Source organism: Eubacterium sp. BL-380-WT-2B (assembly GCF_009696115.1).
Taxonomy (GTDB): Bacteria; Bacillota; Clostridia; order Eubacteriales; family Eubacteriaceae; genus Eubacterium; species Eubacterium callanderi.
Genome location: NZ_VUMP01000004.1, coordinates 1 through 12,729, shown reverse-complemented (window position 1 = coordinate 12,729; position 12,729 = coordinate 1). Strand labels below are relative to the sequence as shown.

Annotated in this window: 9 protein-coding genes, 1 rRNA gene and 1 riboswitch; of the genes, 3 read left to right on the top strand and 7 right to left on the bottom strand. The window is 51.6% G+C overall.

Translation table 11 applies throughout. The features are described from left to right. Positions 1 to 172 precede the first annotated feature (172 nt). The gene (nikC, locus tag FYJ53_RS08400; RefSeq protein ID WP_154557258.1) at positions 173 to 991 is read right to left on the bottom strand and encodes a nickel transporter permease; all 819 of its coding nucleotides are present in this window, start codon (positions 989 to 991) and stop codon (positions 173 to 175) included. Further along, positions 992 to 1,960, bottom strand: coding sequence for a nickel ABC transporter permease (gene nikB, locus FYJ53_RS08395; protein ID WP_013382618.1), 969 nt, complete (start codon positions 1,958 to 1,960; stop codon positions 992 to 994). A 105-nt stretch (positions 1,961 to 2,065) separates the two neighbouring features. Continuing rightward, positions 2,066 to 2,246: riboswitch (cobalamin riboswitch) on the bottom strand. Between the two features lie 233 nt (positions 2,247 to 2,479). Between nikB and FYJ53_RS08390 the strand changes: the two genes are divergently transcribed. Further along, positions 2,480 to 3,454, top strand: a complete 975-nt coding sequence (locus tag FYJ53_RS08390; protein ID WP_148430683.1) for a M14 family metallopeptidase — start codon at positions 2,480 to 2,482, stop codon at positions 3,452 to 3,454. A 112-nt stretch (positions 3,455 to 3,566) separates the two neighbouring features. Then, a complete protein-coding gene (locus tag FYJ53_RS08385; RefSeq protein WP_148430681.1) occupies positions 3,567 to 6,428 on the top strand; it encodes a heavy metal translocating P-type ATPase in 2,862 nt (953 codons plus the stop codon). Between the two features lie 58 nt (positions 6,429 to 6,486). On the opposite strand, the gene FYJ53_RS08380 is transcribed toward FYJ53_RS08385, so the two are convergent. From FYJ53_RS08380 to FYJ53_RS08370, 3 genes are all read right to left on the bottom strand, one after another. Continuing rightward, a complete protein-coding gene (locus FYJ53_RS08380) occupies positions 6,487 to 6,900 on the bottom strand; it encodes a hypothetical protein (protein ID WP_013382624.1) in 414 nt (137 codons plus the stop codon). Between the two features lie 298 nt (positions 6,901 to 7,198). Beyond that, entirely contained in the window at positions 7,199 to 8,491 is a 1,293-nt protein-coding gene (locus tag FYJ53_RS08375) for a nitrate/nitrite transporter (RefSeq protein WP_041689955.1), read from the bottom strand. Between the two features lie 189 nt (positions 8,492 to 8,680). Then, a complete protein-coding gene (locus FYJ53_RS08370; protein WP_013382626.1) occupies positions 8,681 to 10,135 on the bottom strand; it encodes a trimethylamine methyltransferase family protein in 1,455 nt (484 codons plus the stop codon). 244 nt (positions 10,136 to 10,379) lie between these two features. On the opposite strand from FYJ53_RS08370, the gene FYJ53_RS08365 reads away from it, so the two are divergent. Then, positions 10,380 to 11,816 carry a sigma-54-dependent Fis family transcriptional regulator gene (locus tag FYJ53_RS08365; protein WP_013382627.1) on the top strand — a complete coding sequence of 479 codons (1,437 nt, stop codon included), beginning with the start codon at positions 10,380 to 10,382 and terminating at the stop codon, positions 11,814 to 11,816. Between the two features lie 17 nt (positions 11,817 to 11,833). On the opposite strand, the gene FYJ53_RS08360 is transcribed toward FYJ53_RS08365, so the two are convergent. Then, positions 11,834 to 12,502, bottom strand: coding sequence for an MgtC/SapB family protein (locus FYJ53_RS08360; protein ID WP_227929818.1), 669 nt, complete (start codon positions 12,500 to 12,502; stop codon positions 11,834 to 11,836). Positions 12,503 to 12,608: 106 nt separating this feature from the next. Beyond that, a 5S ribosomal RNA gene (rrf, locus tag FYJ53_RS08355) occupies positions 12,609 to 12,725 on the bottom strand. Positions 12,726 to 12,729 lie beyond the last annotated feature (4 nt).

The following is a 12,729-nucleotide window of genomic DNA, read 5'->3' as shown; positions in this document are numbered from 1 at the left end:
ACGAAAAAGCGATTCGTACAGCGGCCTGCGGCCGCTATTCTACTCAAAATGCGCAGCATTTTGTTCCTGTAATTTTCCATTCTCAATTCTACATTCTCCCTTAACTGGCCTCTTTTTAACGCTTTGTCGCTTGCTGATAAGTTTTTTTGACACGTTGAATATTTTACGCCCTCTAATCCTGCCGCGGATCCAGAATATCCCGAAGCCCGTCGCCCATCAGGTTAAACACTGAAACCACAATAAAGATGGCGATGCCCGGAAACAGCATGAGCCAGGGCGCGGTCTGCAAATACTGCCTCCCCTCGTTGAGCATCAAGCCCCATTCCGGCGTGGGCAGCTGTGCCCCCAGCCCCAGAAAAGAGAGCGCTGCCAGCTCAAGCATCATGGTGCCCACGTCCAGTGCCGCAGTTACGATCATGGTCGGAATAATGTTTGGCACCACATAACCGCCCAGAATATGGCCAGTCCTCGCCCCTGTGACCACCGCCGCAGAGATATACGTGCTGTTTTTGATCTTGAGCACCAGGCTCCGGCTGAGCCTGGCGTATTTTGTCCAGCTCACCACAGCCAGGGCAATGACCGTGTTAAACAGGCTCGGGCCCAGCATCCCGGCAATGGCAATGGCTAAAACCATGCCCGGGAAGGCGATCATCATATCCGAAAGCCGCATGATCACCGCGTCCGCCGCGCCGCCGAAATAACCGGCGATCATACCGAGAAGGGTCCCGGCCGCAAAGACAATGACCACCAGCGTCACCGTCATTTCCAGAGACACCCGTGTCCCGTAGATAATTCTGGACAGCTCGCAGCGGCCCAGCTGGTCTGTTCCGCAGGGGTACTCGGCTGACGGTGCCCGGAGGGCGTTCTGCATCACAGCCTCATAGGGGTCATGGGGCGCGATCCACGGCGCAAACACTGCGGTCAGCACAATGGCCGCTGCCAGAATGCCGCAGATGGCAAAAAGCCTGTTCTGCCTGAAAAAAGCCTTCATCTACGCCTTCACCACCTTTCTTTTAGCCTCGCGGTGCCGCTCCCGCAGTCTGGGGTCCAGATAGCCGTAGGAGAAATCCACCAGCAGGTTAATGACCATGTAAATCAGAGCAATCCAGATTACATAGCCCTGAACCAGAGGGTAATCCCGAGTGGCAATGGCGTTGACTGCCATCTTGCCCAGGCCGGGCCAGGAAAAAATAATCTCCACCACCGCTGTGCCGCCGAGCAGCGAGCCCAACGACAGGCCCAGCAGCGTGACCAGGGGCAGCATGGCGTTTGGCAGCACCTCCCGCCACAGGATGGCCGACTCCTTAAGGCCCCGGGCCCGGGCGCCGGCCACGTAGTCCTGCCGGAGCTCCTCCAGCACCGCGGTGCGCACCTGCCTTGTATATTTGGCCGACATGGCAATGGCCAGTGTGACTGCCGGCAGCACCAGCTTCATAAAGCCTGTGCCCGAGGTGGCAATGGGAAACCAGTTCAGTTTAAGGCCAAACACGTACAGCAGCACCAGACCGATCCAGAACCCCGGGAAGGACACACCGGCAAAGGAAAGCCCCCGCACCAGGTAATCCGGAAATTTATTCTGATAAACCGCTGCCAGAATTCCAAGGGGGATGGAGATCACAAGCATGAGGATCAGCGACGCGGCCGCCAGCTCCAGGGTCGGGCCAAGGCAGTCGAGCAGCACCGCGCTCACCGGAGCCTTTGAAGAATAGGATGTTCCCATATCCCCGGTCACAAACCCCTTAAGCCAATTTCCATACTGCACCAGAAATGGATCATTAAGGCCCATCTGCTCCCGGGTTTCTGCCAGCAGCTCCTCAGACGGCACCGTGCCGCCCTCCACCAGCATCAGCTCCGCCGGGTCGCCGGGCGATAAATAGGTCAGGCAAAAGGTCAGAAAGCTGATGCCAAAAAGCACCAGTACGATTTGCAGCAAACGGTTAACAAGCTGTTTCGTGTTCAAGAAAAAAATCCTCCTCTGTCAAAATGGCAATACGGGTAAAAAACCGAAACGGAGAATGAAAGGAAAAGGACATGAAAATAAAGCCCTCCTATCTACCGTAAGAATACTTAAAACAAAAATACAAGCAGGTCTCCTGACTTAAGTTCTTTGTATGTCCACGCCTTCCCAAGGCTGCGCCTCAGTGACATTTTGCGGACAACTCCCTATTACAGTGACGGGATCGTACCGGATTCGCACCGGTTTCTCTTTTAATCCCCGATCGGGAACTTGTATCTGGCATGATTAAATTTTTTAAACAAAGATTTCACTGTGGTAAACTGTGAAATTGCTTAAATTATACTGGCATTTTACGCACTTGTCCAGTCTTTTTTAAAAATTTCAGCAATAATCTTAAACGCATACCCCCACCCGGTATGTTTTTACTTTTATTTTTTTCTGCTTGACATTGGTTTTCATCATGCCTTATACTCAAGGCAATCGGCTTAAATCAAATCATTTCAAAAACGAAAGGAGTCCGCAATGGAAAAAAACCTGTCAATCGGTACACTGGCCGCCGCCCCCGGCGAGAAGGTCCAGGGCCTGCTGCCCATCCCCCATACAGAAATCGAGGTGCCCGTCACCCTGATCAACGGCGCGGGCAGCGGAAAAACCGTCCTCATCACCAGCGGCATCCACAGCTGCGAATACGTCGGCATCGAGGCCGCCATCCAGCTGGCCGGTGAGCTGGAGCCTGAGAGCCTGAGCGGAAGGCTCATCCTCATACACCCGGTCAATGTCCCGGGCTTTGAGTCCCGCTACCCTACGCTCATGCCACAGGACAATAAAAACCTCAACCGTGTTTTTCCCGGCACCCGGGAGGGCACCCTGGCTGACCGCGTCGCCCATTTTTTTGAGTACAGCCTTTATTCCCAGATTGATTTCTACATTGACCTGCACTGCGGCGAAATTTTTGAAGACCTGACTCCCTACGTGTATTACGTAGGCGCAGCGGACAACGCCGTGTCCGAGGCCGCGCGCCAGGCCGCCCTTCACGTCGATGTGCCCTACATGGTCAAATCCTCCGCCACCACCGGCGCCTACAATTACGCCGGCGTACTCGGCATTCCCAGCATTCTGCTGGAGCGTGGCTGCGCGGGTCGTTTTACCCAGGCAGAGGTGGACGCGGATAAAAAGGATGTCGTCAATATCCTGAAGCACCTGGGCGTGCTGCAGGGCGTTCCCGAGCTGCGCCACCGCCCGGTCGACCTCACCGACCTGGTCTACCTCATGCCTGCACGCCACGGCCTCTGGTATCCTGAGGTAAAGGCCGGCGACCTTATCGCCAGAGGCCAGCGTCTCGGCGTGGTCAAGGATTATTTCGGCCGGGTACTCGATACCTACTGCGCCGAATACGACGGCGTGGTCCTGTACCAGTCCGCCACCCTCTGGACCGATGATTTCTGCGAGCTCATCACCTACGGCAAATTTGCAGAAACAACTGGAATGGTGCGTTAATTTTTGTTTTACCCCTTGACAAACCGCCTCGGGACAGTTAATATTAACATATGAACAATGATTCATATGTTTTATTCATCATATTTTAATCTAACTTTCCGAGGAGGCCATTATGGCAACAAAAACTTATATACTTGAGCACCTGGGGTGCGCCAACTGCGCTTCAAAAATCGAGCGCAAAATCGCTTCCCTGCCTGGTGTCAGCGAGGCCAACATCGTCTACGCGACCAAGCAGCTTCGTCTCACCGCCGAAGACCCAGACGGGCTTTTGCCGGAAATGCAGAAAATCGCGGTTTCCTACGAGCCCGATATTCTCATTACCGAGCAAAAGCGCCGTTCCCTGAAAAAAGCCCCCGCGGCCGTCGGGCGTGCTACTCATGCTCACAAGGAACATCCTCATGACGCAGATTGCGGCTGTGGCCATCACGATCACGAGGAACACCACCACGACACTGATTGCGGCTGCGGCCATGACCATCACGATCACCATGCGCATTATCACGTTCCCGGACATCCGGCGGACTGCCAATGCGAGCTCTGCCGCCACGGCGAGGAATACTGTCATATCTGCGGCGAGAGCTTGGCTAACTGCACCTGCAAAATGCCGGACGCGGACGTGGAAAAGGCGGTTTTCATTCTTGAGAATCTGGGCTGCGCCAACTGCGCGGCCAAGATGGAGCACAAAATCAAAGAGCTGCCCGGCGTTGAGTATGCCACCATCACCTACGCCACCAGGCAGCTGCGCCTGTCTGCGGACAACGCCGCAGCCCTGCTGCCAGACATTCAGAAGATCTGCGCCGCCATCGAGCCAGACGTCAGGGTTATTCCCCGCAAAAAGTCAGTGGGTAAGGGCACTACTCAGGTTTATACCCTTGAAAACCTGGGCTGCGCCAACTGCGCGGCCAAAATGGAGGCCAAAATCAACGCCCTGGACGATGTCTCCAGCGCCACCATCACCTATACCACCAAGCAGCTGAAGGTTACCGGGAAAGACCCGGACAGCCTGCTCCCGCAGCTTCGTGACATCTGCCAGTCCATCGAGTCAGATGTGCAGGTTATCCCTAAGGAAACCCGGCCCAAAGCCTTGATTCCAGAGGCTCCGGCCACTGCCGGGAAGGCTGTCAAGAAAAAAATGCCGGCTGAGACCAAAACCCTCATTGGTATTATCATCGGCGCGGCGCTGTTTGTCATCGGTGAGATCATGGAGCGTACCCTGCCCCCGGTTTACAATATTCCGGTTTTTGTGCTGGCCTACATCATTCTCGGCGGCCGTATTGTCGTCACAGCGGCCAAAAACCTGATGAAGGGTCAGGTCTTTGACGAAAACTTCCTGATGAGTGTGGCCACGTTGGCGGCCTTCGCCATTCAGGACTACCCTGAAGCCGTGGGCGTCATGCTGTTCTACCGTGTCGGCGAATACTTTGAAGACCGCGCGGTTGAAAAGAGCCGTAAACAGATCATGGACGCGGTGGATATGCGCCCTGAAGTCGTCAGCCTGCTGGTCGGCGACGAGGTGCGGGTTATCGACGCAGAGGACGCCGCCGTCGGCGACATCCTACTGGTGCGCCCCGGCGACCGTATTCCCCTGGACGGCGTCATTGTCGAGGGTGAGAGCCGAATCGACACCTCCCCGGTGACCGGCGAGCCTGTCCCAGTCAAGGCCGGCTACGGCGACGAGGTTGTTTCGGGCTGTGTCAACACCTCCGGCCTCTTAAAAATGCGGGTTGAAAAGGTTCTGGAAGAATCCATGGTCACCCGTATTCTGGATTCTGTGGAAAACGCAGCGGCCAGCAAGCCAAAAATCGACCGGTTTATTACCCGTTTCTCACGGATTTATACTCCTTTTGTAGTCGGTCTGGCTATCCTGACCGCCGTGGTGCCGTCCCTTGTGACCGGCGACTGGTATTACTGGATTTACACGGCCATCACCTTCCTGGTCATCAGCTGCCCCTGCGCGCTGGTGCTCAGCGTACCCCTGGCCTTTTTCTCAGGCATTGGCGCCGGCTCCAAACGGGGCATCCTGTTTAAGGGCGGCGTCTCCATCGAAGGAATCAAAAACATCGCTGCTGTGGTTATGGATAAAACCGGCACCATCACCGAAGGGAACTTCGTGGTACAGCAGGCTGTCCCGGCAAACGGCATGGGCGAGGCCAGGCTTCTGGCCCTGGCGGCCAGCTGTGAGCTCACCTCTACCCACCCCATCGGCAACAGCATTGTAACTGCCGCCGAAGAACGGGGACTGTCTGTGGAACGGCCTGACTCTGCCAGAGAAATTGCCGGCAAAGGCGTCGAAGCTGTGTTAAAGGACGGCACTGTGCTCTGCGGCAACCGCTCGCTGCTCGAATCCCAGAACATTGACCTGGACGGCTATAAGAACGACCATTACGGCACCGAGGTGCTCCTGGCCCTTGACGGCAAATTCATCGGCTATCTGGTCATATCAGACACCATCAAGGCCGACGCGGTGGACGCCATCGCCAAGATCAAGCGCCTCGGCATCCGCACTGCCATGCTGACCGGCGACGCACAGGAAAGCGCCGAAGCGGTCGCAAAGTCCACAGGCATCGACGAAGTTCACGCCAAGCTGCTGCCCGAAGACAAGCTGAGCGAGCTCCAGGCTATTCGTAAAGCCCAGGGCGGCGTCATGTTTGTCGGCGACGGCATCAACGACGCGCCGGTACTAGCCGGGGCGGATGTCGGCGCGGCCATGGGCAGCGGGGCCGATGCGGCTATTGAGGCGGCAGACGTTGTGTTCATGAATTCCAGCGTCGAGGCCATTCCCGAAGCCATCGAAATCGGCCGCAAAACCAGCCGTATCGCCTGGCAGAACGTGGTTTTTGCCCTGATCATCAAGGCGCTGGTCATGGTTCTGGGCCTGCTGGGCTTTGCCAATATGTGGATGGCTGTCTTTGCTGATACCGGTGTTGCCATCCTCTGTGTGCTCAATTCCATCCGTATTTTATATAAAAAATAAAAAGCATTAAAAAAATCCCGGCTTTCGTCCTCCGAAAACCGGGATTTTTATTGTCCTTTTATTTGAGCAAAACACCGCCGCAGTAGGGGCACTGGTTTTTATCCACCGGTGAAAATTCGCCGCAGATAATACACAGGATCTCGTCATCCTCTGTTTTGTCATACTTTTCAGGTATTTCATATCCGGCATGGTGGCGTACCAGCTCGCCTTTTTTAAAATACTGGGTAAAGTCTATCTCCGGATGGCCTTTAAAGACATAGGTCATCTCCTTGCCGCCCTTTTTTATGACAAAGGTGTGGTAAGAATAATGTTTTTTGCTCCCCGAGTTCTCCGCATTTTTGCGGACCACCCGTCTGAGAGATTTAAGCTCGCCGTCAAAGGTTTTATCCTTGGAAAACAGGCCCCCTTTTCTGAAATAGGTTTTTGCCCGGGTGGAAAAGCCTTCCTCCAAATCGTTTTTTGCGCCTCTCATTCGCTTTACACCTCCCAATAGATACTCCGATGCTTCATTTGATTTATTTTATCTATCAATTTATCTATTTTCTTGTTTTTAGTATTTTATCACTTTATTTTTCCTGTTACAAGCGCCTCTAAAAATCTTAATTATTATTAAAGCTTCCTTATCTTCATCATTCCTCTAAAATTAATAAAAGATACCCTCTCAGAGATAAAGGGTATCTTTCGAAGTCAATAAATATTAAAGGCCCTTTATCTTTCAAAGGGCCTTTACGGAGGCCGGATTTATGGGTAAACCGGGTCCCGTGATGGGTTTATTCTTCTACAGCAGGTGAAGGTGTTTCCTCCTTCGGGTATTTTTTCTTCATGTAAATCTGAGTCGCGATACAGCCGCCGATGGCAATAACCGCGCTGACGGTCAGACAAATGAAAATATAGGTGTAGCCTTTGAGCTCATAATTGTCAATAAAGCTCCCGAACAGCTGGTGCATAAAGCTTTCCGGCAAGAATCCAATGACGGACAGAAGGCCAGAGGCTGCCCCAAAGATATGGGCCGGCACATGGGTTTCTGTTAATACCGAGGACGCAACGCCATAAGCGCCGTTGGCCAGGAAGCCCAGCACCAGGGTAATGACAATCGCAGCCATCAGGAAGCCGGCTGTCTGCGGCAAAATTAAGTAGGCGAAGCAGCAGACCGCGCAGGCGGCCATGACCACCAAAATGGTTTTGGAGGGAGAGTTTACCTTTTTGGCAATCCCGCCCAGCAGTGGTGCAGAGATAATGGCAATCCCATAGTAACGGATCATCCCGACAATGCTGACTAAGGTCAGCGGAGCTAAAAAGGCGTCTGTGAGGTACGGGGTGGTGTAGTTCATCCCCATATAGACGATCATGACAAAGAACAGCGTGCCGCTGGCCAGCCAGACGCCCGGATGCTTGAGTGCCTCAATGAATTCATTGATATTGAACTTTTTGTCGGGGTCATTGGTGACCTCACCTTTGAAATGCGGAATCGCGAACAGTGAGATGATCCCCAGAACCAGGATAACGCTTGCCAAAAAGATCAGCGAAGCGCTGACACCAACGCGGTAGTCAGGCATTGCGTTAAATAAAGCCAGGGTCACAGCGTTGATCGCCAGGCCGCCAAGACCGTACAGCGCGTAGCTCACACCGACAACCGCCGGATAATCGGCTTCGGCCGCGGCAAAGCGCAGTAATTTATAACGGCATCCCCAGAAAATAAGGATGGTGGTCACAGCCAGCACGGCAAAAATTAAGACCAGCACCGGATAAGACGGCAGCGTCGCATACCAGTAGACCACTGCCGCCGTGCTGATAAAACCGCCGGCCGCCATGGTTCTCAGCCTCAGCTTATCCGCGATAATGCCGCAGGGAATATAGAGAATCGTCGCCATGATCCCATACATCCCAGACAAAAAGCCGAGCTGGGCGTTGGTGATGTCAAGCCCCATCAAAAGTGGTTCGTAGAATACATTTTTCAAATAGATCGGAACATAAATAATCCCGCTGCCGGCGCCGGATAAAAAGATGAGCAGCGCGCGCCTGAATTTGGACAATTGTTGGTAGGTAATCTCTTGTTTTTTCATCTTTGCTTGACACGGCCAAAGGGCCGGGCCTGCCCCCTTTACAGAATAAAAATCATATAAAACCAAATCCGGCTTAGTTTATTTCACAAAAACCGCCGGATTTTACATCAGGTTACAATTCCATAGATTTAGAAACGGACTGGCAGAGCCCCTGCTTTGCCAATCCGCTGAATCCTTTGATATGCCGTTTTATTTGATCTTGAATTTTTCCGGAAGGTGTTCGTTCAGCAGGTCCTTCTGAGCCTGGGTCATATCCGGTAATTCGAAGCTTTCGATTCTTTCTTTGTATACCTTGTAAGCGCGTTCCTGGATCGGTGGTGTTGCTGCGCGGCCTTCTTCGTTGCAGGTGCCTCTGTTGAAAACTGGGCTGGTGAGGTAGGTTTCTTCGCGGTAGTCCTTTGGTGTTCTGCCCTTCAGGTAAACGCCGCGTGGCCCAACCTTCTTGATCAGCTCAACATTGGCTTTCTTTTCGGAAATGGCAACACCATCGTGGAGACGCTTCATGTAGCGCAGCATTTCTTCGTCCATCATGAATTTCGGGAAGCTTAACAGGTTAAAATTTGATAAGTCGCCGGAAGCATGGGGTAGGATACAGGCATTGGACAGGGAGACGGCCAATGCGCCCAGGGTACTTTCAACGCCGGCCTGGTAGTCATAGGTGAAGCCATCGGCCAGAGCGCCGGAGCAGCGTACCGGAATCCGGTAGAAATCGCCCATGGCGATGTGGCCGGACATGATCATCAGGAATTCCGGTGCGCCGGTCATCAGACGGACTTCACGCATATCGGAAACGGATGAGAACGGGCTTAAGATCACCGGTAAACCCGGTTCGATCAGCTGGATCATGACCGCAACGGCCAGCATGTTGGCGAAGTCGGCAACGATGGAGCCCATCAGTGACGGTGGCGCGGTCATATTGGTCATGGAGCAGGTGGTAATGGTGATCGGCTGTTTTTCTTCGGCGAAAGCGAAGTAATGTTCCAGCGCATCTGTCCCTACTGTCAACGGCGGCAGCACGCACATACCGGAGTAGCAGACATAATCATCGAAGTTATCCATGTATTTCTTGATCAGCTGAACACATTCACGGGCGCCTTCTCGGGCATTGCCGCGTTTGTAGTTGTGAGGGGTGATCCCTAAGATATTGTACATGGGCTTTCTGGAGTATTTCGCCATCATGGCCATCTGCGCCAGCGCAGATTCGGTCGGGCAGTTTTCAAAGCCTGGAATATCCGCGGCAACCTGGCTGGAAATGCCGTAAACATCACTGGTGTTAATGATTTTGTAGAAGTTTTCCAGGTCGTCTGCGTTGGTCTGGCGATAGTTTCCGTCCCAGTCTTCCAAATTCGGGCAGCCGTTGGTCGGTGCAACCACCAAACCCTTGCCAATCCCGATTTCCAGTTTGCTTTCTGGTCCAACGATTTCAAATGATTCTGGAATGGTGCTCAGTGCTTTATTGAGTAATTCTTCCGGAATGAATACCAGGTCCCCTTCAACCCGTGCGCCGTGTTTTTTGAAAAGTTCCAGTGCTTCCTCATATTCAAACTTAACGCCTACTTCATTGAATACTCTCAGCACACTTTCGTGAATCAGTTCGATATCATCCTTTGAATAAAATGTAGTAAATAAATTGCCTTTTAACATAACCCTTCTCCTCACTTTTTTAATTTTTTCTTAGCTAGCTTATGCCATTATACTATTGCAAGACCCGTGCCAACTTTTTGATTTTCCATTTTCAGCATAATTCCGCCATTATTTACGATTTCTCTCCAGTTTTTCTTTGTCAATTTTGAGAAAACCCCGTTATTTTTCTTATATTTAATAATTTTGCAATTTTATCTAAGATTCGCTATAATAAGGGGAGAAATTTCCTTGAGGAGGAATCACCATGAGTTCAATTGACCGCTACAGTGAATATTTTCAGGAATATCTGAGGTCCCTGTCAAAAGACACCTACATTGATATTTTAGAACACTGCTTTGCCGAAATTACCGTCACCGACGCCGAAGGCTATGTGATCTACGCCAATCCAGCCAGCCTGCAGTACCACGGCATGTCGTCAGAGGATATGTGCAAGCTCAATTTTTTTACTTCCTTCAACGGGTTGTGGACCCCGCCGTCTGTGGATTATGCCATCGAAAATAAGCGGACCGTTTTTGCCAGGCAGCGGTATCTGATGACCAACGAGACCCATATCACCATCACCACCCCTATATATGATAAAAACGAAAACCTGGTCATGGTCGTCTTTACTTCCTTCAAGGAAAAACCCATCAACTCTTTTGACCTCGACTGCGAAAAAAATGAATCCAGCGAAAAAGCAAAATACAGCAGCAGCGAAGAAACTAAAGAAAGCAACAACATCGTTGGCCGCAGCTACAATCTTTACGCCACCCTCAACAAGCTGCGAAAAGGCGCAAAATCGGATATTCCCGTTCTCCTCCTCGGTGAGAGCGGGGTCGGAAAAAGCCTCTTTGCCAAATACATCCACGATTCCAGCCTGCGCAGCGACAAGCCTTTTGTCTCCATCAACTGTGCCTCCATCCCGGATAATCTCATCGAGAGCGAGCTCTTCGGCTATGTCCCCTACGCCTTTACCGGCGCCAGTCCCAAGGGTAAAAAAGGCCTGGTGGAGCTGGCAGACGGCGGTACCCTGTTTCTCGATGAAATCGGCGAGCTCCAGCCAAATATTCAGGTAAAGCTTCTGGACTTTCTCGAAAACCAGCGGTTTACCTCTGTCGGCGGACTGGAAATCAAAACCGTGGATACCCGTATCATTACCGCTACCAATAAAAATCTTCAAAAGCTCGTCCAGAAAAACAAATTTCGTGAGGATCTGTTCTGGCGTATCAACGGCATCACCCAGACCATCCCCTCCCTCCGGGACCGCCGCAGCGATATTCTGCCCATTGCCCAGTATTATCTGGATAAGCACAATAAAAAATACGACAAGGACAAGATGTTCGCAAGCCCGGTCATCGAAGCCCTCATCCAATATGACTGGCCCGGCAATGTCCGCCAGCTCAAAAATGCCGTGGAGTACATGGCTGTTATGAGCATCGGAAATATTGTCAGCACCGATAAACTGCCCGAGCAAATCCTTGATTTTCTCAAGAAAAACCAGACGAAAAAGAAGACTGTCATTTTTGACGATATGGTTGAGGAATACAAGCGCGAAATTATCCAAAGTTATTACAAAAGCTATTCCAACGTCAATGAGATGGCCTCAGCCCTGGGCCTCAGCCAGGCAACCGCCTACCGCCTGGTCAGCAAATATGTGGACAAAGGCAGCAAAAAAGAAAAAAGCAAAGAATCAAAAGAATGATTCTTTGCTTTTTTCTTCTATAATTCAATGCTGATAATATCCGGATCGTCCTTAAACAAAGCCAGCAGATGCGCCGCCGGATAATTTTCAGGCAGCTTTACATACAGCTCCATGGAAATACAGTCCTCCGCATTTCGTTTAATTTTAAAATTGATAATCTCCACGCATTCCTGAGTGATTTTTTCCTTAAAACGCTCCAGCGCCGCTTCACTCGGTACCAGATGCACATGGATCATCTCACCCACATAAACATTGAGCCAGCGGAAATTCTTGTGCAGGATAATCTGAAGAATAATGATCAGTAAAGCCGACGCCACCCCGATGAGGTAAAGCCCCGCGCCAATGGCCATGCCAACGCCTGCAGTCGCCCAAATTCCAGCTGCCGTTGTCAGCCCGCTGACAGACTGTTTATGGACAAAAATAATCCCCGCGCCCAAAAATCCAACACCAGTGACAATCTGAGCCGCAATTCGCGAAGGGTCCAGCGCAATACCATCCTGCCCGATAATATCCGAAAAACCATATTTTGAAACAACCATCATCAACGCCGCCCCCAGGGCTACAATCAGATGTGTTCTTATCCCCGCCTCTTTCAGGCGGTTTTGACGTTCATAACCAATGGCAGCGCCGCAAATCCCTGCGACAACCACTCGGGTAAATAATTCAAGTTCCCATATCAGCATCATGATCATCTCCTTTTTATGGTATTTGATCAATTGTATCACTAAAAAAGATTTTATCTGATTTCATTATAGAACTTTTTTGTTGAGAAAGCCAGAAATAAAAAAAAAGACCCCGCGATGTCCTATCCTCCCAGGCAGTTGCCCACCAAGTACTTTCAGCGCTGAAGGACTTTACTTCTGTGTTCGGTATGTAAACAGGTGTTTCCCCTTCGCCATCATCACGAGATCAA